This window comes from Streptomyces sp. NPDC017056 (assembly GCF_044332485.1).
In the GTDB taxonomy this organism is placed as follows: domain Bacteria; phylum Actinomycetota; class Actinomycetes; order Streptomycetales; family Streptomycetaceae; genus Streptomyces.
Genome location: NZ_JBIRPD010000014.1, coordinates 40,569 through 64,137 on the forward strand (window position 1 = coordinate 40,569; position 23,569 = coordinate 64,137).

Sequence of the window (23,569 nt, forward strand, 5' to 3'; positions counted from 1 at the left end):
GTGAACCGCATACGTACCGTACTCGCCGCCCTCGGCCTCGCCGCCGGCCTGGCGACGGCACCGACCGCCGCGAGCGCGGCGCCGCAGCCGGACGACCGCTCCGCCGCCGTCGCCGCAACCGCGCCGCGGCACGAGCCCTGCACCGGGCAATTCCAGGGTGACGCGCGGCTCGGCCCGAAGTGGCTGCCCGGTAAGCAGCAGGCGCCGGTGGGACCGTTGCTGAAGGACTACAAGCGGACGGGAAAGCTGTCGCCGTCCGCCTTCCTGAAGAAGTACTGGGAGGGCCCGGCGGACACGGGCGGCTGGAAGTACCCGCCCAACGACGGCTTCGGCGAGGTCAACGGCACGGTGGACAAGGAGCCCGCGAAGCTGCGCCCCGGCCAGCGGCTGGACCGCTTCGGCTCGGAGTTCGGCGGCTACCTGGCGCCGGCGGGCGACCCGTACGCCGAACGTTCCCTGCCCCCGCAGAACCTCAACACACGCGAGCCCGCGGCACCCTGCGACTACCACGTCTACAAGGTCGCGAAGCCGTTCTGGGTGTGGCAGGGCAGCATCGCCCCCTGGTTCGAGCAGCCCGGCGGCGGACAGCAGATCAAGTTGGACGCGGTGTTCCTGGACCCGGGCCAGGGGCAGCGGCTGAACGTGAAGTGGCTCCTGGACCACGGCTTCCTCAAGCCCGTGAGCACGTGACGGCCGGCAGCCGCAGTCCGGCCGACGTCGCCTCCATGAACGCACCCACGGGCCGCCGCGCCCTACGTGCCGCGCTGATCGCGGCAGGCGTGGCCGACGGCCACTACCGCATCGAGGGCGTCCACGAACCGTCCCCCACGCCCCCGGACTTCCTGTTCCTGCGGCAGGCTCCGGACGGGGCGTGGGAGACCGGTGCGTACGAGCGCGGCGCGCACCATGTCATCGCCCGGCACCCGGACGAACCGGCGGCCTGCGCCCACCTCTTGCGCCTGCTCACCTGAGCGCGCCGGCAGCCGCGGGCGGGCCCCTCCGGGGGCCCGCCACCGCCCGTTTCGTCCGCTGGGCTGACCGATTGCTGTCCGTTCCCCGATCTGGACCCAGAGCCTCTTGACTGGTACAGACCAGGCGAGTTGAGTACCTCTCACCCGTGATCGCGCTTGCGAATCGGAGCGCGGTCCGTGGTGCTCGTCGCGCGCCGGACCGTCCGTCGCCGAATCTCCCGCGGCCCCGCCGCACTGAGGAGTGATCAGGTGTTGCTCAAGCAGCGTATCGCCGCCGTGCTCTCGGCCGCCGCCTGCGCCACGGCGCTCGCCGTCGCGGCGCCGCCCGCCACGGCGGCCCCCTCCCCCGGCACCGCGACCCCCGCCGCGAGCTGCAACTTCACTGTCTGGACCGCCGGTAAGCCGTATGTCACCGGAGACATCGTCAAGTACACGAACGGCCAGTACTACCGCGCCACGCACGACAACCCGGGCTACGACCCGGTCATCAGCACTTGGTTCTGGGAGCCGTACAACTGCGGTGGCGGCACCAACCCCTCGGGCTTCGTGGTGAGCGAGGCCCAGTTCAACCAGATGTTCCCGAACAGAAACCCGTTCTACACCTACAACGGGCTCAAGGCGGCGCTGAGCGCGTACCCCGGGTTCGCCAACACGGGCAGCGACACCATCAAGAAGCGGGAGGCCGCCGCCTTCCTCGCCAACGTCGGCCACGAGACGGGCGGCCTCGTCCATGTCGTGGAGCAGAACACCGCCAACTACCCGCACTACTGCGACCGCAACCAGCCGTACGGCTGTCCGGCAGGCCAGGCGGCCTACTACGGACGCGGGCCGATCCAGCTGAGCTGGAACTTCAACTACAAGGCGGCGGGTGACGCACTCGGCATCGACCTGCTGCGCAACCCCAACCTGGTGCAGACCGACGCGGCCGTGGCCTGGAAGACCGGCCTGTGGTACTGGAACACCCAGCGTGGCCCCGGCACCATGACGCCGCACGACGCGATCGTCAACGACCGCGGCTTCGGCGAGACGATCCGCAGCATCAACGGCAGCCTGGAGTGCAACGGGAACAACCCCGGCCAGGTGCAGAGCCGCATCAACAACTTCAAGAAGTTCACCCAGATCCTGGGCACTTCCACGGGCGGCAACCTGAGCTGCTGAGCCGGCGGGGCCGAGCAGCCCCCGCACGGCCGCACGCCACCGGCCCCGGACCGCGCCTCGTCGCGATCCGGGGCCGGTGGTCCGTGGAGGGCATTCCGGTCCGAGGAGGACGGGCCCGGCGCCGAAATCGCTTCACCCGTGCTCACTCCGTCCGGTACGGTCGCGGGGTTGTTCGCACTGCTGGGAGCCCATGGGGTACGCGTGTGGCCTCCCCGGCGGTTCCCGGAATGAGAGCAGGTTTCGTCATGGCATGTCGTATCAGTGAACTCGTGCTCGGTTGCCGCGACCCCGAGGCGCTGGCGCGGTTCTGGTGCGAGGTCCTGGACTTCGTCGTGCTCGATCGCGAGGACGACGGCTCGCTGGAGATCGGGCCGCGCGAAGGGTTCGGCGGCGCGCAGCCGACGCTCTTCCTCAGCCGCCAGGACGAGCCGGAGAAGGGGAAGTCCCGGCTCCACATCGACGTCAACGCCACCGACCGCGACCAGGACGCCGAGCTGGCACGCCTGTTGAAGCTCGGCGCGCGCCCGGCCGACATCGGCCAGACGGGCGACGAGTCGTGGCATGTACTGGCCGACCCCGAAGGCAACGAGTTCTGCCTGCTCAAGGCCCGCCTCGCACCGCTCTGACGCGCAGCGGGCACGCGGCGCGCAACATCCCGTCAATAACGCATGAATAAACACGGCGGGCGAATTTCGGCGGCCTACCCTCACGGGTTTACCATTCAATTACCCCGGATGCTGGAAGGATCATGCTCCAGCGGGTATCTTTCCGTGAGGGTGTCGCCGTCGCGCCGAATCGGGGGACTTGGCGCGACCTACGGGGGAACGGAACGGGGGGCTTCCATCTCTTCTGCATGCCTTGCTCACCACGCGTGAGTTCGACAACGCATGCGCTTTTCCGGCCGGTGCGGCCGCTGCGCATGCCCACTTTCCATCACCTTGGATTCCAGTGATAGCAGAAGAAGTCTATGATCTCATCCTGGACGATCTCTTCGTCCGGGTCGACCGACTAGTCCCGGGAAGCTCCGTCTTCCTGAAGATCGAGGGCCTCAATCCGGCCGGCTCGGTGAAGCTCAAAACCGCCGTGGCCCTGGTCGCCGACGCCGAGAATTCCGGCCGCCCCTTTCCCGCGACCCGGCTCATCGAGTCGACCTCCGGGAACCTCGGGGTGGCGCTCGCCATGGTGTGCGCGGCCAAGGGATACGCGCTGACCTGCGTGACCGACCCGAACGCCAACGACCGGTCCGTACGCCTCATGGAGACGCTCGGCGCCGAGGTCGTGGTGATCGACGTACGCGACGGCAACGGCGGCTACCTCCAGTCCCGCATCAACTACATCCACGAACGCCTGCGCCGCGACCGGAACACGCACTGGCTGAACCAGTACGCCAACGCGGCCGGGCCGCGCGCGCACCGGGAGCGCACCGGACGCGCGTTGGTCCAGGCGCTCGGCCGCATCGACTACGCGTTCATCGGCGCCGGGACGACCGGGACGCTGATGGGCTGCGCCGGGTACCTGCGCGAGCACAGCCCGGCCACCCGCGTCATCGCGGTCGACGCCCTGGGGTCCGTCACCTTCGGCGGCGCGGCGTCGCGGCGGCACATTCCCGGGCTGGGCACCAGCCGCCGCCCGGAGATCCTCGACGAACGGCACGTGGACGACATCGTGCTGGTCCCTGAGGACGAGGCCGTGGAAATGTGCCGCGTCCTGGCCGGGGAACGCGGGCTGCTGCTCGGCGGGTCCACCGGGACCGTACTGGCCGCGGTACGCAGAGCGGCGAAGGACATCCCGGCCGGCAGCGTCGTCGCGGCGCTCTCCCCCGATTTCGGGGAGCGCTACCTGGAGACCGTCTACAACGACGCGTGGGTGGCCGAACGATGGCCGTACCTCATCGACCCGGAAACGGAAATGGACCAGGCGCACGCCTGAGAAGAGGACATTCGGCATGTTCAATTTCGACGTGGTGCCAGGCGACTCCGTACTGAACATCCTGCGAAGCAGTCGCGGCGACGTCCTGGATATCGTCGCGCGGACCTACCGCAGCCACGAATCCGGAGAGACGATCAACCCGGACAGCTACTTCCTGCGCTTTCCCGAGAAGCCGGATTCCCGCATCATCGCGCTGCCCGCGTTTCTCGGCGCGGAGGCCGGGCTGGCCGGCATTAAGTGGATATCCAGCTTTCCCCGCAACACGGAGAGCGGCATACCGCGCGCCTCGGCCGTACTGGTCCTCAACGACTACGAGACCGGCTATCCGATCGCCCTCCTGGAGGCCGCGAACATCAGCGCCGCCAGAACCGCGGCCTCCGCCGCCGTCGCGGCGAAGGCGCTGCGCCCCGACGGCTGCACCGGTACCCGCGTCGCGGTCGTGGGCGGCGGCGTCATCGCCCGGAACATCTGCGACTACCTGCACGCCGCCGGCTGCGCACCCGACGCGTACGTGGTCCACGACCTGCACGAACCCTCGGCGCATGCGCTCGCCGAGCATGTGCGCGCCACCCAGGAACGGCCCGCTTCGGTCACGTCCGACCTGGGTGCCGCGCTGGAGGCGGAGACCGTGGTGTTCGCGACGACCGCGCTGGAGCCGTACGTGCACCGGCCGTTCGCCGCCGGCCAGGTCGTGCTGAACGTCTCGCTGCGCGACCTGGCGCCCGAAGTGGTGCTGGGCGCGCAGAACGTCCTCGACGACGTCGAGCACTGCATGAAGGCCAACACCTCGCCCCACCTGGCCGAACAGCTCACTGGGAACCGCGACTTCGTGTCCGGGACGCTGGCCGGCGTGCTCAACGGAGGGGTGAAGCTCACCGCGGACCGGCCGGTGGTCTTCTCGCCGTTCGGCCTCGGTGTCCTGGACCTGGCCGTGGGCGCCTTCGCCCTGCGGAAGGCGCGCGAGGCGGGCACCGCCGTCAGCGTCCCCAACTTCTTCGGGGAGACGCGCCGGTGGTGATCCCCGAGCACACGGACCGCCCGCCCGTCGTCGCCGTCGTCGGCGTCGGCCCGCGCGGGCTGGGCGTCCTGGAGCGCCTCGTCAGCCACTGTGCGGCGCGGCCGTTACCCGTCACCGTCCACCTCGTCGACCCGCGGCCGCCCGGCCCGGGGTTCCACGTCGCCGACCAGCCCGACCACCTGCTGCTGAACACGGTCTGCACGCAGGTCACGGCGTTCGCCGACGAGCGGATGGTGGACGGCCCGACGCTGACGAAGGGGCCCAGCCTCCACGAGTGGTGCCATGCGCGGGGCCTCCGTATCGGGGACGACGGATACACCGTACGAGCGGGCCGGGGCCGGGAGATCGAGCCGAACGACTACCTGCCCCGGCGGCTGCTGCACGCATACCTCGCCTGGGCCGCCGACCGGATCCGCGCCGCGGCCCCGGAGTGCATGCGGCTGGTGTGGCACCGGTCCGCGGCCCTCGACGTACGGCCGGGCCCCGCGGACCGCGAGACCGTCGTCCTCGCGGACGGCACCGCCTTCGACGCCGACGCGGTCTTCGTCACCGTCGGGCACCACTCCCTCTACCGCCCCGAGCGGGCGATGGCGGAACCGCGGCCGGTGACCCGGCCGTACCCGCTGCCCACCGTGCTCGACGGCATCGCGCCGGGCGAGCGGGTGGCCGTCCTGGGCACGGGCCTTACCGCGATGGACGTCATCGCATCACTGACCCTGGGGCGCGGCGGCCGGCACGAGAAGGCCGGCGGGTCCGGGGAGCGGGGCGGCGGGCTGCGGTACGTGCCCAGCGGCCGCGAACCGCGCATCGTCCTGACCAACCGTACGGGCCTGCCGTCCCGCAGCCGCCCGTACCTGAACCCCGGCCGGCTGCGTTTCGCGCCCCTCGCGCTGACCGTGGAAGCGCTCGGCGAACTGCGCGCCACGCGCGCCGGCGGGCGGCTGGACTTCTCCTCCGACGTGCTGCCGCTCGTCGAGGCGGAGATGCAACTCGCCTACTACCGGACGGTGCTGGGCAACAAGCTGGACGACTTCGCCACCGCGGGCGCCACGTTCGCCCGGCGCGCCGGGCGCGTCGGCTGGCGGTCCCTGCTGGACGAGTGCCGCGAGCACTACGGGCCGTACCCGCTGCGGGGCGTGCTCGACGCGCGGGCCACGGAGTTCCAGTGGGAGGGTCGGGAGGAGTACGCGCGGTGGTTCGCGGCCGAGGTCGCGGAGGACCTGGCCGAGGCCCGTGCGGGGCTGGGCCGCAGCCCCGTCAAGGAAGCCCTTGAGGTGCCGCGCGACCACCGGGACGTGCTGCGGGCGGTCGTCGACCCGCCGGGGCTCGACGACGCGTCGCTGGACCGGTTCTTCGGCCAGTTCACCGCCACCGTCAACCGGCTGGTCATCGGGCCGCAGCTGGACCGCTCCGCCGAACTGCTCTCACTGCTCGACGCGGGCGTGCTGCGGCTGGGGCCCGGGCCGCGGGCCAAGGTCCTCGCGCCGTCCGGCGGCGCCGCGTCGTGGCGGCTCGAATCGACGTGCCTGGCCCGGCCCGAGACCGTCGAGGTCGACCACGTGGTGGCGGCGCACGTCACCGAGCCACCCGCCGACCAGCTGCCCGGCTCCCTGCTCGGCACGCTCGTCGCGGCGGGCCGCGTCGCCACGCTCGCCCGCCGGGGCGGCAGCGCCACGGGCCTGCACGTCGCCCGCGACGGTCGCGGCATCGACCCTGCGGGAACGGTGCAGCCGCGGCTGTTCTTCCTCGGGCCGCACACCGAGGGCTCCAGCTACTACAACCACTACATACCGTCTCCCGGCGCGCCTTCGCGCGCGCTGATGGACGCCGAACTCGCCCTGCGTACCGCGCTCGACCAGCTGACTGCGAGGACTTGATGAACGTCCGCGACACCTTCACCCCCTGGCGGCAGGAGTACCGCCCGGCGACCCGCGCCGCCCAGGGCGACGGCTGGCGCTCGCCGGCCACCGGGTCGGTACCGCCGCCCATCGAGCTGGGCGCCACGTTCGCGCGCGACGGGCAGTACCGCTCGCCCGCCGGGCTGGCCTATCTGCGCGATCAGGGCACGCCAGGCTACGAGCAGGTCGAACAGGTCCTCGCGGGCCTCGAAGGCGGCCGGGACGCCCTGGTCTTCTCCTCCGGGATGGCGGCCGCGACGGCGGTCTTCCAGGTACTGCCCGCCGGCGCCCGGGTCGTGGTGCCGCGGACGATGTACTTCGGACTCACCAAGTGGCTGGCCGAGTTCGGCGGGCCGCGCGGCCTCGACGTCGTCAGCGTGCCGATGGACGACCTCGACGCGGTGGCGGCCGCGGTGACGGCGGCGCCGACCGCGCTGCTGTGGGCGGAGTCCCCCGCCAACCCGACCTGGCTGGTGACGGACCTCGCGGCCTGCGCCGGGATCGCGCGCCGGGCCGGTGCGCTGTTCGCGGTGGACAACACCGTGCCGACGCCGGTGCACACCCGGCCCTTCGAGCTGGGCGCCGACCTGATCATGCATTCGGGCACCAAGTACCTCAACGGCCACACGGACGTGGTGGCCGGCTTCCTCGCCCTCGCGCCGCGGTCCGAGGGCGGGGACGGCGCGGCGGCCGAGACGCGCGAGGAGCTGTGGGAGCGGCTGCGGCTGCACCGCAGGCTCACCGGACCGATCCTCGGCCCGCTGGAGACCTACCTGCTGATGCGCGGCATCCGTACGCTCTTCCCGCGCATGCGGCAGATATCGGCCACGGCGCAGGCGCTGGCCGAGCACTTCGCCGACCACCCGCTCGTCAGCCGGGTCGCGTACCCGGGCCTGCCCACCGACCCCGGTCACCAGGCCGCGGCCCGCCAGATGCGCGGCGGCTTCAGCGGCATGCTGTCCCTGCACGTCGCCGGGGACTGGCAGCGGTCCCTGCGGACGGCGGAGAACTGCGAACTCTTCATCCGGGCGACGTCCTTGGGCGGGGTGGAAAGTCTGGTCGAACACCGGTACACCTTCGAGGGGCCGGACAGCACGTCCCCGAAAGACATGATCCGCCTGTCCATCGGCCTTGAGGACCCGGCCGACCTCGTGGCCGACCTGGAACAGGCACTGGAACGCGCCGCAAAGGAAGAGCGTTGAGTTCGGACACCACCCGCGACATCCAGCCGCCCGGCACCACTCCCCCGCCGGACCCGCCGGACGGCCCGCCGGCGGCACGGCCGGGGCTGCTGCGCGACGCCTCGCTGTCGGCCGTGCTCGCCGGGTTCGTGGCCGTGGTCGTCTCGTACTCCGGACCGCTCGTCATCGTGCTCGCGGCGGCGAACGCGGGGCACCTGGACCGGGCCCAGACCAGCTCCTGGGTGTGGGCGATATCCATCGGCAGCGGCCTCACGTGCATCGCGCTCAGCCTGCGCACCCGCATGCCGGTCATCACGGCGTTCTCCACGCCGGGTGCGGCGCTCCTCGTCACCAGCCTGGGCGCTTACTCGTACGCGGAGGCCATCGGTGCTTTCGTCGTCACCGGGGCCGTCATCACGCTCGTCGGGCTGACCGGCGTGTTCGGGCGGCTGATGCGGCAGGTGCCGACGGCCGTGGTGTCGGCGATGCTCGCAGGCATCCTCTTCTCCTTCGGGACCGGGGTGTTCACGTCGCTGAAGACCGCGCCGTGGATCGCCGGCGCGGTCCTGGTGGCGTACCTGCTGGGCAAGCGCTGGATCGCGCGGTACGCGGTGCTGCTGGCGCTGGCCGCCGGCGTGGTGCTCAGCGCGGTCACCTCGCGGCTGGACATCCACATCGACCACGTCGAGCTGGCGAAGCCGGTACTCACCACCCCGGCGTTCTCGGCCGGCTCGCTGATCGGCATCGCCGTACCGATGATCCTGGCCACCCTCGCGTCGCAGAACGCGCCCGGCATGGCCGTGCTCAGTGCGTCCGGCTACGAACCCAAGGACCGGCTGCTCATCGGCTCGACCGGGCTGGTCTCCACGGCACTGGCGCCGTTCGGTTCGCACGCGATCAACCTCGCCGCGATCACCGCGGCGATCTGCACCGGCCCCGAAGCGCACCGCGACCCGCGCCGCCGGTACGTGGCCGGCGTCTCCTGCGGCGTCTTCTACCTCCTGATCGGTGCCTTCGGCTCGACCCTCGTCGTGCTGTTCGCCGGGCTCCCCAAGGAGCTGGTGGCCGCGGTGGCCGGTGTCGCGCTGTTCGGCGCGCTGGCCGGGGGCCTGACCGGCGCGGTCAAGGAGGAGAAGGACCGCGAGGCGGCCCTGATCACCTTCCTCGCCACCGCGTCCGGGGTGACGATCGCGGGCATCGGATCGGCGTTCTGGGGGCTGGTGTTCGGCGTCACGGCCCACCTCGTGCTGACCCGCCTGCGCGGCGGGCGGGCGGCAGCGGCCTGATCCGCGTGGCGGCGTGCGGGGGTGCCGTACGAACGGCGTGCGGGTGCCGTCCGTACGGCATGCGCACGCCACCGGCGGCCCCGCGCCCGCCGGCCGGGCACGGCAAGGCGCCCTGGCCACACGGGCGGCGCGATCTCATCATGGGGCTCATGGGAGACGACAGCGACCGCACGCTCCTCGACGACGCCCGGCGGCTTCTGCCGCACATCACGGCGGTACGCCGCGAGATCCACCGCGCGCCGGAACTGGGCACCGCGCTGCCCCGCACCCAGCAGAAGGTGCTGCGCGAACTCTTCGGCCTCGGCCTGACCGTGGAAACGGGTGACCGGCTCACCTCCGTCACCGCCACCCTGAGCGGCGCGAAACCCGGCCGGACCCTCCTGCTGCGCGCCGACATGGACGCCCTTCCGCAGACCGAGGAGACCGGGCTCGGCTTCGCCTCCCGCACACCGGGCGTCATGCACGCCTGCGGGCACGACACGCACACCGCGATGCTGCTCGGCGCGGCCCGGCTGCTCGCCGACCGGCGGGACCGGCTGGCGGGCCGGGTGGTGTTCATGTTCCAGCCGGCCGAGGAGATCTGCGAGGGCGCCCAGCCCATGATCGAGGAGGGGGTGCTGGACACCCCGGAAGGCGGGCCGGTGGACGCCGCGTTCGCCCTGCACATCACCACCCGGCACGACTCGGGCACCGTCCACCTCCGGCCGGGCCCGCAGTCCGCCGCCGCCGACATGCTGTACATCACCGTCCGCGGCCGCGGCGCGCACGCCGCCGCCCCGCACCGGGGCCTGGATCCCGTACCGGTGGCCTGCGAGATCGTCCAGGCGCTGCAGACGATGGTGACCCGTACGGTCAACGTCTTCGAGCCGGCCGTGCTCACGGTCACCCGCGTCACGGCCGGTACGGCATCCAACATCATTCCCGACACGGCGGAGATCACCGGCACGTTCCGCACCCTCTCCGACGCCAGCCGCAAGGCGGTCCGCGAGGGCGTCGCCCGGGTCGCCGACGGCGTGGCGGCGGCGCACGGCCTGACCGCCGACGTGGACCTGCCGGACATCACACCGGTCGTGGTCAACGACCCGGACTTCACCCAGCTGGTCACGAGCGCGGCCGCCGGGCTGCTCGGGCCCGACCGGGTGCGGCTGCTGCCGCACCCGATCATGGGCGCCGAGGACTTCGCGTTCGTCCTGCAGCGCGTGCCCGGGGCGATGGCGTTCCTCGGCGCCTGCCCGCCAGGACACACCGCGGGCCAAGTGCCCGACAACCACTCCAGCCGGGTCGTCTACGACGAACAGGCCCTGGCCGTGGGCGCCGCCGTGCACACGGCGGTGGCCCTGGCCTGCCTCAGGCCGTAGGCCCGGCCGGAGCCGGGGCCGGGGCACCGCTACGGCGAGCCCAGCACCTTGGCGGCGAGCGCGGCGACGTGCGCCCTCAGCTGTTCGCCGGTCATGCCTTCCTCGCCGGCCAGATGCTCCACGAGGTCGGCGCGGGTGGCGGCCAGCAGGGCGTGCGCGGTGAAGCCGCTGTCGCCGAGGCCGGGAATCCGCTCCAGCGTCTGCCGGAGCGTCGCGTGCCACCACAGGTAGTGCCCGGCCTCGTACGGACTGCCGCTGCCGGCCTCCTCCAGGGCGAGGGAGAGGTGACGGTTGGCCAGCTTGAAGCCGAGGACGGCGTCGAGCAGGGCCGGCACGCGCTCGCGCGGCGGGGTCGCGGGCCCGAGCGGCGCCGGACCGCTTTCCACGGCCGCGCGCAGCGGCTCGATCCGCGCTTCGACGAGGGCGCGGATCAGGCCGGTGCGGTCGCCGAACCGGCGGAAGAGGGTGCCCTTGCCGACACCGGCCGCCGCCGCGACGTCCTCCATGGAGACGCTGCGGGGGCTCTCGCTGCGGGCGAAGAGGTCGTCGGCCGCGGCGAGTACGGCTTCCCGGTTGCGCGCGGCGTCCGCGCGCTCCTTGCGTGCGCCCACGGCGCCTCCCTCGGTCACTGCGCCACCCTTTACAAAGCGGACCGTCGGTCCATATATTATGGTCACATCGAACCGGACTCACGGTCCGCATCTGTTCACATCATAGAGGAGGGCCCTCCCATGCCCGATATCGCAACCGACCGCACATCCGGCCCCCTCGCCCCCGCCGACCTGTTCCGCCACGCCACGCGCCTGCTGCTGGACAAGGACATGGACGGCTGGGTGGCCCTGTGCGCCGAGGACGTACTCGTCGAGCTGCCCTTCGCGCCGGACGGCTACCCGACGAAGCTGGAAGGCAGGCCGGCGCTCGCCGCATACGTGAGCGACTACACGGAGCACATCGACCTCCGCGACATCCCGCACCTCAAGGTCCACCTGACCGACGCCCCGGACACCGTCATCGCCGAAATGCGCGCCACCGGCCGCTTGGTGGCCACCGGCGAGCCCTACGACATGTCCTACGTCGTCGTCATGACGGCCGAGCAGGGCCGCATCACCCGCTACCGCGACTACTGGAACCCGCTCGCCGTCCCCGCGTCCATGAGCGCGGCGAAGACGTCTCCCACCGCATCGTAAGGAGCACCGGACCCACCCATGACGAACTCACCACCACCCGGCCCGCGCCCCACCGTTCTGGTCACCGGGGCGACCGGCACCACCGGCAGCCGCATCCTGCCCCGGCTGGCCGCGCTCGGCTGCGGCATACGCGCGGCGAGCCGCCGCGCGGACCCGCGGGACGGCGCCCGGGCCGTCCGGTTCGACTGGTATGACCCGGCCACCTACGCCGAAGCCCTGCACGGCGCCGACCGCGTCTACCTCGTACCGCCCGTCGGCGACCCGGACCCGGCCGCCGTCATGCTGCCGTTCCTCGGCCAGGCCCGCGCGGCGGGCGTGCGGCGGGCGGTACTCCTCAGCTCCTCGGCCATCCCCAGAGGAGGCCCCGCCGTCGGCCGCGTCCACGACGTACTCCCCGAGATGTTCGACGAGTGGGCCGTGCTGCGGCCGTCGTGGTTCATGCAGAACTTCACCGGCGACCACGTCCACGCCCGAAGCATCCGCGACGACGGTGTCATCGCGACCGCCACCGGCGCGGGCCGCGTCGGGTTCGTCGACGCCGACGACATCGCGGCGGTCGCCGTGCACGCCCTCACCGACGCGGCCGCGCCCAACACCGACCTGGTGCTCACCGGGCCCGAAGCGCTGGGTTACGACGCGGTCGCGGCCATCGTCACCCAGGTCACGGGCCGGGCCGTGCGCCACCGGCAGCTCACCTACGAGCAGCTGCGCGACCGCCTGGCCACCGGCCTCCCCGCCGATTTCGCCGCGCTGCTGGCCGGCTTGGACCGCTCCGTCGCCGAGGGCGCGGAAGACCGCGTCACCGACACGGTCGAGCGGGTGACCGGACGCCCGCCCCGCGGCTTCCGCGAGCACGCCCGGCAGCAGCTGCGGTGAGAAACGGGACGGCAGCCGCAACGGACAGCCGCGACTACGCCTCGCCGCCCCCGCCTCCCTCGGCACCGCCGGTCCCGGCCCCGGCCCCGGCCCCGATCTGCGCGCCCGTCGCCTCCAACGCCTTGGTGACCGGCTGGAAGAAGGTCTCGCCACCCTGCGTGCAGTCGCCGCTGCCGCCGGAGGTCAGCCCCACGGCCGCGTCACCGGAGAACATCGAGCCGCCGCTGTCGCCCGGCTCCGCGCACACGTCCGTCTGTATCAGCCCGTTGACGATGTCGCCGTTGCCGTAGTTGACCGTGGCGTTCAGGCCGGTGACGGTCCCGTCCGACAATCCCGTGGTGCTGCCCGACCGCTGCACCCGCATCCCCACGGCGGCCTCCGCTGCACGCGTGATCTGCTGGGTGCTGCCGTCCTGGAGGTCGACCGCGCTCTCCGGCCTGGCCCCTGGATCGCCGTACGCCACCAGGGCGAAGTCGCTCCCGGGGAACCGGGCGTCGGCCACCGTCCCCAGCGGCCGGCCACCCTCCTGGTCGGCCGACCAGGTCGCGGAGCCCTTGCCGCAGTGCCCGGCCGTGAGGAAGGCAGGGGCGCCCTGGACCGTGACGTTGAACCCCAGCGAACAGCGGGCGTTCCCGCCGAATATGGCACTGCCCCCGAGCGGCGAAGCGGCCGTGCCCCCACCCCCGCCCTGCCCCTGGCCGCCTCCCCCGTCGTAGCGCCGGAACTCCCCCGGCGACCGCTTGACGCTCGCCATGCCGCCGCCCAGCTTCTCGACGGCCGTGGTGAGAGCCGCCAGTTTCGCGCCGGTGACCGTGCGGTCGGCGAGGACGGCGACCTGGTTCGTCCTCGGGTCGACCGACCAGGCGGTGCCGGGTATGGCCGCGTGGGCACTCAACGCCCGCGTGGCCGCGTCCAGTTCGCTCGCGCTGTTGCGTACCACCTTCGCGACGGCTCCTTCGGCCTCCACCCGTTTCGCATCGTCCGCCGACAGGACGTTCATGACGAGCTGCCGTGTCGCGGTGTCCATGTACCAGCCCGCCGTCCGGTCGGCCCCGAGGTCCGCCTTCAAGCTCGCCGCGACCCGCGCGGCCGACTCGGAGGAGAAGGTACGCGGGGGCCGCGACCGCTCCGCGCTCGCGTTGGCATGCGGGAGCACGACCGCCGCCGCCACGAGGGCTGCCGCCGCCCCGGCCACGAGGGCGCCGGTCCGCTTGTTCACATGACGGTGACTCTTGCTCACGTATCGGTGGCTCACTTCACTGACCTCCAACTGGGCCACTGGGGAGCGCACGGGAGGGGTGCCGTGGTGACACAGTCGGCTTCCGTGCACGGTGGGCACCCAGTTCTACGGACGGCACAGCGGTGCCGACTCAGAGCTCCTCACGATGCGCCGGATATCCCCCTTCCGCCGTCACAGCCCCCTACACTGCTCCTTTTCTGCGGCGCCCGAGAGCCAGAAGAACACTGGCGGCAGCACGAATTCGGTGACCGTCAGGGCGACCTGGAACCAGTGCGGCCGGCCGTGGACGGCCATGGACAAGCAGCCGCCCGATCCCGCCGAGCAGGAGAACGAAGGCCAGCCACCGCACCGCCGTCGCGGGGATCGGCGACTGCCGGGCGGCCCGGATCCAGGCGAGGCCGTACCCGAGGAAAATCGCCCCGTAGAACCGCTCCCGGCTGTCGACGGTGGCGCCGGCCGCGCCCTCCCCCGGCACCGAATCGATACCGAGGGCCAGGTGGACGATGCCGATCGCCGCGCAGACGCCCCCCATGGTCAGTACGAGCCACTTGAGAAGCCCGGCCATGCCCGCCACCCCTTCACGCCGCCGGCCCTACAGGTTGTCGCCCCAGCCCCCCTGAATCATGGCCTGGAACGCCCATTTGCCGCTACGGCGCACCAGGATGTCGGCGTACCGGAGCTGCTGGGTCCGACCGTCCGTCGTCATGGCCGAGTCCGTGAAGACGACGGCCATGGAGGGCGAGAGGAAGACCGGCGTACGGGTGGACTCGAAGGTGATGTCCTCGCTTCCCTCGCCCATCACGTGCGTCATCGTGGCGACGAACTGTTCGCGGTCCCACTGTGCCGAACGGCCGTTGCCCGCCGAGTCGTCGCTCACCAGGTTGAGGGGGAACACCGCCATGTCGGCCATGCGCTCGACGTCGCGCTTCGCGCTCTGCGCGTCGTACTCGGCGAACCAGGCGTCCAGGCTCGCACGGTCCTCGTCGGTCGGTACGTATCCGGTGTCGGGCAGGAAGGTCACGCGCACAGCTCCTCACATCCGCGTACGGGCGCAGTCGTCACAGGTGACTGCACAGCGGAGAAAGTACGGCACGGGAGCGGTCTAGTCAAACTTGATTAGCCGCTTCGCGGTCCGGGCGGGCCGGCTTCGCCCGGACCGCCCGGAGTTCGCTCTTCACAGCAGCCGGACCGCGTGCACGGTAAGGTGCCGGCTCTCGTCGTCCAGGCAGGCACCGGTCCGCAGGTCGAACCGCTGCTTGTACATGGGCGAGGTCACCACCGGGATTCCGTCGACCGCCCCGTAGATCCCGCGGGAGATGACATCGGCGTGGGAGGCGGGATCGGTGTCGCAGACGGCGAAGATCTCGCCGTCCGGTGAGCGGAAGAGCGCGACGGCTTCCTTCTCCTCCCCGACGCGGACCGGTACGCCACGCCCCGGCTCCAGGTCCTCCAGAAGGCAGACCGAGGTCCACTCCCCCGCTCGGGTGCGGACCTGGACGTGCCCGGGAGCGGCCGGGCCCTCGGGAGCGGGGAGCGAGCTGGTGAAGCGCCGCAGCTTCGCCGGGTCCTCCAGCACGGCCCGCCACTCGTCGCGGTAGGCGTCCACATGCCGCTGCATCTGGGATTCCAGTTCGTCCGACAGGCCCAGGCAGTCGTGCAGGACCACGTCCCGGACGTGGCCGATTCCCCCGTCGATCCGTTCCAGCCAGGCCGCGGTGCGTTCCAGCCGGTCGGCGGTACGGATGTAGAACATCAGGAAGCGGTCGACGACCCGGATCAGCTCCCGGTCGTCCAGGTCCTGGGCGAGCAGGTCCGCGTGCCGGGGTTTGCTGCCGCCGTTGCCGCCGACGTAGAGGTTCCATCCCTTGGCGGTGGCGATGACGCCGACGTCCTTGCTCCGGGCCTCGGCGCACTCGCGGACGCAGCCGGACGCCGCCAGCTTCAGCTTGTGCGGCGAGCGCAGTCCCCGGTAGCGCAGTTCCAGCTCCACGGCCATGCCGATGGAATCGCGCTGCCCGAAGCGGCACCAGCGGGAGCCGGCGCAGGACTTGGCGGTGCGCAGGGACTTGCCGTAGGCGTGGCCCGATTCGAGGCCGGCGTCGGCGAGCCTGCGCCAGATGACCGGGAGCTGGTCCACGGTGGCGCCGAACAGGTCGATGCGCTGCCCGCCGGTGAGCTTGGCGTAGAGGCCGAAGTCGCGGGCGATCTCGCCGAGGAGGACGAGGTGTTCCGGGCTGATCTCACCGGCCGGCAGACGGGGCACCACGGAGTAGGTGCCGTCCTTCTGGAGGTTGGCGAGGAACAGGTCGTTGGTGTCCTGGAGGGCGGCCTGCTCGCCGTCCAGGATGTGGTGGAGGCCGAGTTCCGGCCCGAGGGTGGCCAGGAGGGACGCCACGGTGGGGCGGCAGACCGCGCAGCCGTGCGGCGGCGTTCCGTCGGGGCCGGGAACGCCGTACTCCCGGGCCAGGCGGGTGAAGCTGCTGATGCCGGTCACCCGGACGATCTCGTACAGCTCCCGGCGGGTCTGGGTGAAATCGGGGCACAGGCCGCCCGTGCCCGTCTCGATTCCGTCGGCCGCCAGTTGCGCCTCCACGACCGAGGTGACGGCGCCCAAGCAGCCGCCGCACCGGGTCGCGGCGCCGGTGCACTTCTTGACCGCGGCCAGGTCGTGGGCGCCGGAACGGACGGCGTCGCGCAGGGCGCCCTTGGTGACGCCGTTGCACGAGCAGATCACCGCGTCGTCGGGGAGCACCGCGGTGGTGTCCGCCGGGCCGGTGCCTTCGCCGGGCAGCAGGAAGGAGGCGGCCGGGCCGGGCAGCGGGGTGCCCACGAGGGGGCGCAGGGTGCCGTAGACGTCCGCGTCCCCGACGAGGATGCCGCCCACCAGCCTGCCGTCCGGGCCGAGCACCAGCTTCTTGTAGACGCCGGAGCCGGAGTCCGCCCAGATGACGGAGTCCCTGGCGTCCGGGGCGAAGGGGTCGCCGAAGGAGGCGACGTCCGCGCCCAGCAGCTTGAGCTTGGTGGAGGTGTCCGCGCCGGTGAAGCTGCCGTCGCCGCCGGTCAGAGTGTCGGCCAGGGCTTCCGCCATCCGGTAGCCGGGCGCGACCAGACCGTAGACCTCGCCGTCGGCGGCGCGGGCGCATTCGCCCAGTGCATAGATCCCCGGCACCGAGGTACGGCATCCGGCGTCGATCACGATGCCGCCGCGGTCGGCGACGTCGAGGCCGGCCGTCCTGGCGAGTTCGTCGCGGGGCCGTACGCCGACGGAGAAGACGACGACGTCGGCCGGGACGCTCCTGCCGTCCGAGAGCGACAGGCCGCGCACCTGTCCGTCCGTACCGGTCCGCACCTCGGTGACCACCGTGTCCGTGTACACGCGGACGCCCATGGCCTCGATGGTGTGTGCCAGGGCGTCGGCTCCGCCCGCGTCCACCTGGGCGGGCATCAGCCGGGGCGCGGCCTCCACCACGCCGGTGTCCAGGCCGAGTGAGCGCAGGGCGCCGACCGCCTCCAGGCCCAGCAGCCCGCCGCCGATGACCGCCGCGGTACGGGCGCCGCGGGCCGCTTCCTGGATGGCGCGGACGTCCTCGACGGTGCGGTAGACGAAACAGCCGGGCGCGTCCCGGCCGGGGACGGGCGGGACGAAGGCGTACGAACCGGTGGCCAGCACCAGCGCGTCGTAGTGCCAGGTCGCACCCGTGCGCGTGGTCACCGTGCGGGCGGTGGTGTCGAGGGCGGTGACAGGGTCGCCCAGGCGCAGCGTGATGTCGTGGCGTTCGAGGAAGTCCGGTGCGGCGAGGCTCAGTTCCTCGGGCGTGGTCCCGGTGAAGAGGGACGACAGGTGCACCCGGTCGTAGGCGCGGCGCTCCTCCTCGGCGAGAACCACGACACACCACCGCCAGCCTTCGGGCACGCCGTCGGCGGTGCCCGGGCCGTCCGTACCGTCCGGGCCGGCGAGCGCGTCACGTGCGGCCAGTTCTTCCAGCAGCCGCTGGCCGACCATGCCGTGACCGACGAGAACGAGAGTGGGCCGGTCGGTGGACGACAGCATGTTGCACTCCTGCCATCTTGCTGTGGCGACGGGACGCTGTTCACGTATGCGATGACTGGGTCCGGGGCCCGCGCTTGCCCGGTCCTCAGCGCTTTCAGGGTATGCCCGCACCTCCCCCGCCCTCTGCGCCGAACGGCCCCTTGACCAGGGCCTGTCGCCCCTGTTCGACCGGGACCCGTAGCGCCTTTCCCGCGCGGTGGAAAGAACTCACCATGACCCCATGGCCCCCTTTTCCCCCGTACTGATTGCTGCCGCCCATGGCAGTCGCGAACCCCGGGCGCAAACGGAGACGGACCGGCTGCTGGCACGCGTGCGAACCCTGCGTCCGGCGCTGCGGGTGGAGACCGCGTTCTTCGACGTGCAGCGGCCCGGGGTCGGTGAGGCCGTGTCCGCCCTGCACGGCGCGCCCGCGATCGTGGTGCCACTGTTGCTGGGAGCGGGCTTCCACTTCACCCATGGCCTCCCGGCGTCGCTCGGGCCTGCCCGTGCCGCGAAACCGCTGGCTCCGCACCCGCTGCTGACCCAAGCGCTGATGCACCGCCTCCAGGAGGCCGAGTCGCGGGCCGGTCTCCCGGCGGACGCGGTGATCCTGGCCGCTGCGGGCTCCCGCCGGCCCGGTGGCAACGACAGTTGTTACGCCGCCGCCCGGAGCCTGGCTTCCGTGCTGCGCGGCGTGCGGGGGAGCCCCGTACCGGTACGGCCGGTCCTGCTGTGCGCCGGTGCGGGCCGCGGGGAAGAGCGGTCTTTGGCCCGTACGGTGCAGGGCCTGCGTGGCGCGGGATGTACGCGTATCGCGGTCCTCCCCTTCCTGATGACACCCGGCCGCTTCTTCGACCACCTCGCCGAGGAGGCCGGCCGCACGGGCTGCATGTGCACGGCCGGCCCTCTCGGTGCGCAAGCCTCCATGGCACGTCTGGTGCTCGTCCGTTTCGGCGAGGCCCAGTGGGAGGCCGCTGCCGCTCAGCTGGGTGCTTCCGCTCCCTTGCGGGCGTAGAAGTGGTGGCACACGACCAGGCAGACCGCGTAGAGGCCGATGAAGCCCCACAGCGCGCCGGTCACCGAGAACAGGGCGAACATCGCGGGGACGAGGAAGAATCCGTAGGCGGCGACGGCCGAGCTGAAACCGGTGACGGCGCTGGACTCGACGGCGGCCTGCCGGCGGGCGCGTTCGAGGGCGGCCTCGCCCCGTCCCGCGGCGACGGCCAGATGCTTGTTGGTGAAGATGACGGGGATCTGCCGGAAGGTCGAGCCGCACCCCAGGCCCGCGAAGAGGAACGCCGCCAGGAACCCCAGGTAGAACTGCCACCAGTTGCCGCCCGCGCCGTCTTCGGGCATCGCCGTGATGACGAGTACCAGCGAGGTGCCCATGCCCAGGAAGGACAGCAGGGTGACCCGTGCGCCGCCGAGCCGGTCGGATATCCAGCCGCCGAAGGGGCGGGTGGCGGCGCCGATGAACGGGCCGGTCCAGGCGTACGCGGCGGCGGTGTGGCCCGGGTCCAGCGGGGTCCAGGTGCTGTTGATCAGGTTGGGCAACGCCGCGGCGAAGCCGATGAAGGAGCCGAAGGTACCGACGTACAGCAGCGTCATCAGCCAGTTGTGCTTCCGCCGGAAGATGATCTTCTGCCGGGCGAACGGGGTGGCGGAGACCTTGAGGTCGTTCATGCCGAACCAGCACAGGGCGCTCATGGCCAGCAGCAGCGGAATCCAGATGAAGGCGGCGTTCTGCAGCCAGATGGTCGTGCCGTCCGGTCCGGTCTGCCCGCCGCCGAGGACGGGTGCGAGGAATCCCCAGGTGGTGACGATCGGGACCAGCAACTGGACGACGCAGACCCCCAGGTTGGACAGGCCGGCGTTGATGCCGTTGGCGTAGCCCTTCTTCGCCTTGGGGTAGAAGAAGCCGATGTTGGCCATCGAGGACGCGAAGTTGCCGCCCGCGATTCCGCTCACCGCGGCGATCAGGCACAGTTCCCAGTACGGCGTCGAGGAGTCCCTGACCGCGAAGCCGAGCCAGGTCAGCGGAAGGACCAGGACGACGGTGGACAGGACCGTGAACCTGCGGTTGCCGACGATCGGCCCCATGAAGGTGTAGGCCGCGCGGGCGGTGCCACCGGTGAGGCCGGGTATGGCGGTGAGCCACATCGTCTGCGAGGTGGACAGGTGGAAGCCCGCGTCGTTGAGCTCGGTGACCGTGACGGACCAGACCTGCCAGACGACGAAGGCCAGCAGCAGGGTGGGGGTCGACAGCCACAGGTTGCGGGCTGCGACGCGCTTGCCGGAGCGCTCCCAGAAGGCGGCGTCCTCGGGGTTCCAGGTGGTGATGGCCGTACCGGGCCGGTAGCTGTCGGGAGGCGCGGGGTGGGGCGGAAGGGGGCGGGGGGACTGTTCGATGGTGCTCATGTCGGGTGTGTTGTTCCTTGGGAAGACCGGGGAGGGGGAAGGCGGGCGTACCGGGGCGCCGTTCACCGCGGCTGCTCCCAGCCGCGGGCCGCGGACGGGCCCGTCAGCCGGCGGGCGTCCGTCCGGCGGGGTCGTTGCGCCGGTAGACGACGTACGGGCGGGCGATGTACAGCAGCGGGAAGCTGAAGATGTGCACGAGGCGGGTGAAGGGGACCACCGCGATCAGCAGGAACGCGCAGAAGACGTGGATCCGGAGCGCGAGCGGGGCCGCGGCCATCAGCGCGTGCTCCGGCTGGAGGGCGAACAGCGAGCGGAACCACTCCGCGATACCGATGCGGTAGTCGTAGGTGCCGAAGTAGCCGCTCGCGTTGAGCGTGGTCGCCGTCAGCCCCAGGACGACGACCAGGACGAGAGCCGGGTACAGCAAGGGGTCGGTGGGCAGCGTGGCACGGCGTACGCCGGGGTTCCGCAGGCGGCGGTAGACCAGGATGCCGAGGCCGGCGAGGGTGGCGGCGCCCGCGACGGAGCCGGTGGCGAGGGCGGTCAGGTGGTAGACGTGGTCGCTGACGCCGACGGCCGCGGTCCAGCTCTCCGGGATCAGCAGGCCGACGACGTGGCCGAGGACGACGAAGAGCATGCCGAAGTGGAACAGGGGGCTGCCGACGCGCAGCAGCTTCGACTCGTGCAGCTGGCTCGAATGGGAGGTCCAGCCGAAGCGGTCGTAACGGGCGCGCAGGACGAGTCCGCCGATCAGGACGACGACCGCGGCGTACGGGTAGATCCCCCACAAGAGGATGGACATGGTGCGGTTGCTCCTAGCCGGTGGCTTCGGGACTGAGCGGCTCCGGCCATGGCAGGGCGGCGGGCCCGTAGGCGTCCGGTGGGGCGCCGATGCCGACCAGTTCCTGCGGCGGCCCTGCCGCGGCCAGCCGGCGCGCTTGCTCCTTGGTGTTGGGCGAGGGGCCGGGCAGGGTGGTGCAGACCGCTTCGAGGACGGCCGCATACGGTGCGGAGACATCGGTGACGGCGAGGCGCAGCAGTTCGAGGCCCACCCGGTGCACCTGGAGGAGCTGGTCTCCGGGCCGGCCCGTCACTGCGGCGAATTCCAGGACGGCGGGCAGGAAGTCGGGCAGTTCCTCGTGCGCGTAGGTCATGCCGTGCGCGCGGTAGAGCTGCTTCAGGCGGACGAGGGACAGCCCGCGGCGCCGGGTGTCTCCGTCGGCCCACCAGGTGAGGTAGAGGCTGCGGCGGTTGCGGGTGTCGAAGGTTTCCACGTAGTGGGCGCACCGGTCCAGTGGCGGGGTGTCCGTCGCCCAGGTGAGGAAGACCTCCAGGTCCGCCACGGGGCCCGGCGCCTTCCCGCGTACCTCGGCGAGCGCGGGACGCAGGAGGGCGAGCCGCGCGTCCAGCCGGTCCGGGTCGGGGTAGGCCAGGCATTCGGCGGCGGCCTTGCGCAACAGGGCGCACGTGCGCTCGGAGAGACCGTTCGGTGGCTTCATCGCCGTTCCTTCCTGCGCTGGATGGTGAGCAAGGGTTGTTCGGCCGGTACGCCGCCGACCGGGCACGCGTCGGGCAGCGGGTGCGAACCGGCGAGTGCTTCGGCCTCGGCGCGGGCGGCGGTGGGCACCACGAACCGGTCCTCGTACTTGGCGACGGCCAGCAGCCGGAACAGCTCTTCGACGCCCCGCCCGGTCAGGCCCACCGCACCGGCGGCGCTCTCGTCGGGCTGCTCGCCGAGGTTGAGGCGGCGCATGTGCGCACGCATCGCGGCCAGCGTGCGCAGCACCCGGTCGACTTCACCGGTGTCCCCGGCGGTGAACAGCTCGGCGAGGTACTCGACGGGGATGCGCAGCGCGTCGATGGCGCCGAAGAGGTTGCCCGCGTCCTCGCCGTCGTGTCCGGAGGCGGCGACCTCCTCCACGACCGGGGAGAGCGGCGGCACGTACCAGACCATCGGAAGGGTGCGGTATTCCGGGTGCAAGGGCAGCGCCACCCGGTACTTGGTGATGAGGTCGCGCACCGGTGAGCGGCGGGCGGCCGCCAGCCAGCTCTCGCCGACCCCGGACGCCCTCGCGGCCGCGGCCACCTCGGGGTCGTCCGGGTCGAGGAAGCACCGCAACTGGGCGGCGTACAGGTCCTTCTCGTCCGTCACCGCGGCCGCTTCGGGCACCCGGTCGGCGTCGTAGAGCATGACGCCGAGGTAGCGCAGCCGTCCGACGCAGGTCTCGGAGCAGACCGTGGGGCGGCCCGCCTCCAGCCTCGGGTAGCACAGGGTGCACTTCTCGGCCTTGCCGGTGCGGTGGTTGAAGAACACCTTCTTGTACGGGCAGCCCGACACGCACATCCGCCAGCCGCGGCAGCGGTCCTGGTCGACCAGGACGACGCCGTCCTCGCTGCGCTTGTACATCGCTCCCGAGGGGCACGAGGAGACACAGGCCGGGTTGAGGCAGTGTTCGCAGATCCGCGGCAGGTAGAACATGAAGGACTGTTCGAAGGCGAACCGGACCTTCTCGCCGACCTCTTCGCGGATCTTCTGTACGACCGGGTCGCCGGGCGCGTGTTCCGGGGCACCGCCGAGGTTGTCGTCCCAGTTGGGGCCCCAGGTGATGGTGTCCATCGGCTCGCCGGTGAGCTGCGAGACCGGCCGGGCCACCGGCATGTCCTCACCGGCCGGGGCATCGGTGAGGTTCTTGTACTCGTAGGTCCACGGCTCGTAGTAGTCGTGCATCCCGGGCAGCCGGGGATTGGCGAAGATCCGCGCGAGCCTGTGCGCCCGGCCTCCGCTCTTGAGCCGGAGGCGCCCCGCGGGTGTGCGCTCCCAGCCGCCGCGCCAGCGTTCCTGGTCCTGCCAGGACCGCGGGTACCCGAGTCCGGGCCGGGTCTCGACGTTGTTGAACCACATGTACTCGGCGCCCTCCCGGTTGGTCCACACCTGCTTGCAAGTGACGGAACAGGTGTGGCAGCCGATGCACTTGTCGAGGTTCATCACCATCGCGATCTGGGCCATCACGCGCACGGT

At 71.9% G+C, this 23,569-nt stretch carries 22 protein-coding genes; 13 read left to right on the forward strand and 9 right to left on the reverse strand.

Annotated features, from left to right (window positions below; genetic code table 11):
• The 10 genes from ACH4OW_RS25105 (at position 1) to ACH4OW_RS25150 (ending at position 10,799) form a co-directional block, all read left to right on the forward strand.
• A complete protein-coding gene (locus ACH4OW_RS25105; protein WP_398030110.1) occupies positions 1-690 on the forward strand; it encodes a TNT domain-containing protein in 690 nt (229 codons plus the stop codon).
• A 35-nt stretch (positions 691-725) separates the two neighbouring features.
• Complete coding sequence (locus ACH4OW_RS25110) at positions 726-971, forward strand: hypothetical protein (RefSeq protein ID WP_398030111.1); 246 nt, start codon at positions 726-728, stop codon at positions 969-971.
• A 252-nt stretch (positions 972-1,223) separates the two neighbouring features.
• On the forward strand, positions 1,224-2,129 hold the full coding sequence (locus tag ACH4OW_RS25115) for a glycoside hydrolase family 19 protein (RefSeq protein ID WP_360129315.1): 906 nt from the start codon (positions 1,224-1,226) through the stop codon (positions 2,127-2,129).
• A gap of 245 nt (positions 2,130-2,374) precedes the next feature.
• On the forward strand, positions 2,375-2,755 hold the full coding sequence (locus ACH4OW_RS25120) for a VOC family protein (protein ID WP_398030112.1): 381 nt from the start codon (positions 2,375-2,377) through the stop codon (positions 2,753-2,755).
• Positions 2,756-3,077: 322 nt separating this feature from the next.
• Positions 3,078-4,058 carry a 2,3-diaminopropionate biosynthesis protein SbnA gene (gene sbnA / locus ACH4OW_RS25125; RefSeq protein ID WP_398030113.1) on the forward strand — a complete coding sequence of 327 codons (981 nt, stop codon included), beginning with the start codon at positions 3,078-3,080 and terminating at the stop codon, positions 4,056-4,058.
• 16 nt (positions 4,059-4,074) lie between these two features.
• On the forward strand, positions 4,075-5,076 hold the full coding sequence (sbnB, locus tag ACH4OW_RS25130) for a 2,3-diaminopropionate biosynthesis protein SbnB (RefSeq protein WP_398030114.1): 1,002 nt from the start codon (positions 4,075-4,077) through the stop codon (positions 5,074-5,076).
• A complete protein-coding gene (locus tag ACH4OW_RS25135; protein ID WP_398030115.1) occupies positions 5,070-6,953 on the forward strand; it encodes an FAD/NAD(P)-binding protein in 1,884 nt (627 codons plus the stop codon). Before sbnB ends, ACH4OW_RS25135 begins: the two co-directional genes overlap by 7 nt.
• On the forward strand, positions 6,953-8,176 hold the full coding sequence (locus ACH4OW_RS25140) for a trans-sulfuration enzyme family protein (protein ID WP_398030116.1): 1,224 nt from the start codon (positions 6,953-6,955) through the stop codon (positions 8,174-8,176). The genes ACH4OW_RS25135 and ACH4OW_RS25140 overlap by 1 nt, the downstream gene beginning before the upstream one ends.
• Complete coding sequence (locus ACH4OW_RS25145) at positions 8,173-9,441, forward strand: benzoate/H(+) symporter BenE family transporter (RefSeq protein ID WP_398030117.1); 1,269 nt, start codon at positions 8,173-8,175, stop codon at positions 9,439-9,441. Before ACH4OW_RS25140 ends, ACH4OW_RS25145 begins: the two co-directional genes overlap by 4 nt.
• Before the next feature lie 149 nt (positions 9,442-9,590).
• A complete protein-coding gene (locus ACH4OW_RS25150; protein ID WP_398030118.1) occupies positions 9,591-10,799 on the forward strand; it encodes a M20 family metallopeptidase in 1,209 nt (402 codons plus the stop codon).
• A gap of 29 nt (positions 10,800-10,828) precedes the next feature.
• Here ACH4OW_RS25150 and ACH4OW_RS25155 read toward each other — a convergent pair whose 3' ends face one another.
• A complete protein-coding gene (locus ACH4OW_RS25155) occupies positions 10,829-11,410 on the reverse strand; it encodes a TetR/AcrR family transcriptional regulator (protein ID WP_398030119.1) in 582 nt (193 codons plus the stop codon).
• A gap of 120 nt (positions 11,411-11,530) precedes the next feature.
• Between ACH4OW_RS25155 and ACH4OW_RS25160 the strand changes: the two genes are divergently transcribed.
• Together ACH4OW_RS25160 and ACH4OW_RS25165 are read left to right on the forward strand one after the other, a co-directional pair.
• The gene (locus tag ACH4OW_RS25160; RefSeq protein WP_398030120.1) at positions 11,531-11,986 is read left to right on the forward strand and encodes a nuclear transport factor 2 family protein; all 456 of its coding nucleotides are present in this window, start codon (positions 11,531-11,533) and stop codon (positions 11,984-11,986) included.
• A gap of 18 nt (positions 11,987-12,004) precedes the next feature.
• Positions 12,005-12,862: an NAD(P)H-binding protein gene (locus ACH4OW_RS25165; protein WP_360129154.1), complete on the forward strand. Its 858-nt coding sequence runs from the start codon at positions 12,005-12,007 to the stop codon at positions 12,860-12,862.
• A gap of 34 nt (positions 12,863-12,896) precedes the next feature.
• Here ACH4OW_RS25165 and ACH4OW_RS25170 read toward each other — a convergent pair whose 3' ends face one another.
• From ACH4OW_RS25170 to nirB, 4 genes are all read right to left on the reverse strand, one after another.
• Entirely contained in the window at positions 12,897-14,102 is a 1,206-nt protein-coding gene (locus tag ACH4OW_RS25170; protein WP_398030121.1) for a S1 family peptidase, read from the reverse strand.
• Positions 14,103-14,283: 181 nt separating this feature from the next.
• Positions 14,284-14,667 (reverse strand): DUF4345 domain-containing protein, encoded by a 384-nt coding sequence (locus ACH4OW_RS25175; protein ID WP_398030122.1) that lies wholly within the window; start codon positions 14,665-14,667, stop codon positions 14,284-14,286.
• Between the two features lie 27 nt (positions 14,668-14,694).
• Complete coding sequence (locus tag ACH4OW_RS25180) at positions 14,695-15,123, reverse strand: nuclear transport factor 2 family protein (RefSeq protein ID WP_398030123.1); 429 nt, start codon at positions 15,121-15,123, stop codon at positions 14,695-14,697.
• A 153-nt stretch (positions 15,124-15,276) separates the two neighbouring features.
• A complete protein-coding gene (gene nirB, locus ACH4OW_RS25185; RefSeq protein ID WP_398030124.1) occupies positions 15,277-18,153 on the reverse strand; it encodes a nitrite reductase large subunit NirB in 2,877 nt (958 codons plus the stop codon).
• Positions 18,154-18,373: 220 nt separating this feature from the next.
• Between nirB and ACH4OW_RS25190 the strand changes: the two genes are divergently transcribed.
• On the forward strand, positions 18,374-19,147 hold the full coding sequence (locus tag ACH4OW_RS25190) for a sirohydrochlorin chelatase (protein ID WP_398030125.1): 774 nt from the start codon (positions 18,374-18,376) through the stop codon (positions 19,145-19,147).
• On the opposite strand, the gene ACH4OW_RS25195 is transcribed toward ACH4OW_RS25190, so the two are convergent.
• From ACH4OW_RS25195 to narH, 4 genes are all read right to left on the reverse strand, one after another.
• A complete protein-coding gene (locus tag ACH4OW_RS25195; protein WP_398030126.1) occupies positions 19,114-20,550 on the reverse strand; it encodes an MFS transporter in 1,437 nt (478 codons plus the stop codon). The two genes, ACH4OW_RS25190 and ACH4OW_RS25195, sit on opposite strands and share 34 nt — an antisense overlap.
• 103 nt (positions 20,551-20,653) lie before the next feature.
• Complete coding sequence (narI, locus tag ACH4OW_RS25200; RefSeq protein WP_398030127.1) at positions 20,654-21,352, reverse strand: respiratory nitrate reductase subunit gamma; 699 nt, start codon at positions 21,350-21,352, stop codon at positions 20,654-20,656.
• 13 nt (positions 21,353-21,365) lie between these two features.
• Positions 21,366-22,049, reverse strand: a complete 684-nt coding sequence (gene narJ / locus ACH4OW_RS25205) for a nitrate reductase molybdenum cofactor assembly chaperone (RefSeq protein ID WP_398030128.1) — start codon at positions 22,047-22,049, stop codon at positions 21,366-21,368.
• The gene (gene narH, locus ACH4OW_RS25210; protein ID WP_398030129.1) at positions 22,046-23,566 is read right to left on the reverse strand and encodes a nitrate reductase subunit beta; all 1,521 of its coding nucleotides are present in this window, start codon (positions 23,564-23,566) and stop codon (positions 22,046-22,048) included. The genes narJ and narH overlap by 4 nt, the downstream gene beginning before the upstream one ends.
• Between the last annotated feature and the right edge of the window lie 3 nt (positions 23,567-23,569).

Excerpts from the sequence above, each read along its gene's own strand:
- ACH4OW_RS25140 (WP_398030116.1), top strand. The coding sequence starts at position 6,953 with ATGAACGTCCGCGACACCTTCACCCCCTGGCGGCAGGAGTACCGCCCG.
- ACH4OW_RS25175 (WP_398030122.1), bottom strand. The coding sequence starts at position 14,667 with ATGGCCGGGCTTCTCAAGTGGCTCGTACTGACCATGGGGGGCGTCTGC.
- nirB (WP_398030124.1), bottom strand. The coding sequence starts at position 18,153 with ATGCTGTCGTCCACCGACCGGCCCACTCTCGTTCTCGTCGGTCACGGC.
- ACH4OW_RS25195 (WP_398030126.1), bottom strand. The coding sequence starts at position 20,550 with ATGAGCACCATCGAACAGTCCCCCCGCCCCCTTCCGCCCCACCCCGCG.
- ACH4OW_RS25110 (WP_398030111.1), top strand. The coding sequence starts at position 726 with ATGAACGCACCCACGGGCCGCCGCGCCCTACGTGCCGCGCTGATCGCG.
- ACH4OW_RS25190 (WP_398030125.1), top strand. The coding sequence starts at position 18,374 with ATGGCCCCCTTTTCCCCCGTACTGATTGCTGCCGCCCATGGCAGTCGC.
- sbnB (WP_398030114.1), top strand. The coding sequence starts at position 4,075 with ATGTTCAATTTCGACGTGGTGCCAGGCGACTCCGTACTGAACATCCTG.
- narI (WP_398030127.1), bottom strand. The coding sequence starts at position 21,352 with ATGTCCATCCTCTTGTGGGGGATCTACCCGTACGCCGCGGTCGTCGTC.
- ACH4OW_RS25120 (WP_398030112.1), top strand. The coding sequence starts at position 2,375 with ATGGCATGTCGTATCAGTGAACTCGTGCTCGGTTGCCGCGACCCCGAG.
- ACH4OW_RS25160 (WP_398030120.1), top strand. The coding sequence starts at position 11,531 with ATGCCCGATATCGCAACCGACCGCACATCCGGCCCCCTCGCCCCCGCC.
- narJ (WP_398030128.1), bottom strand. The coding sequence starts at position 22,049 with ATGAAGCCACCGAACGGTCTCTCCGAGCGCACGTGCGCCCTGTTGCGC.
- ACH4OW_RS25150 (WP_398030118.1), top strand. The coding sequence starts at position 9,591 with ATGGGAGACGACAGCGACCGCACGCTCCTCGACGACGCCCGGCGGCTT.
- ACH4OW_RS25165 (WP_360129154.1), top strand. The coding sequence starts at position 12,005 with ATGACGAACTCACCACCACCCGGCCCGCGCCCCACCGTTCTGGTCACC.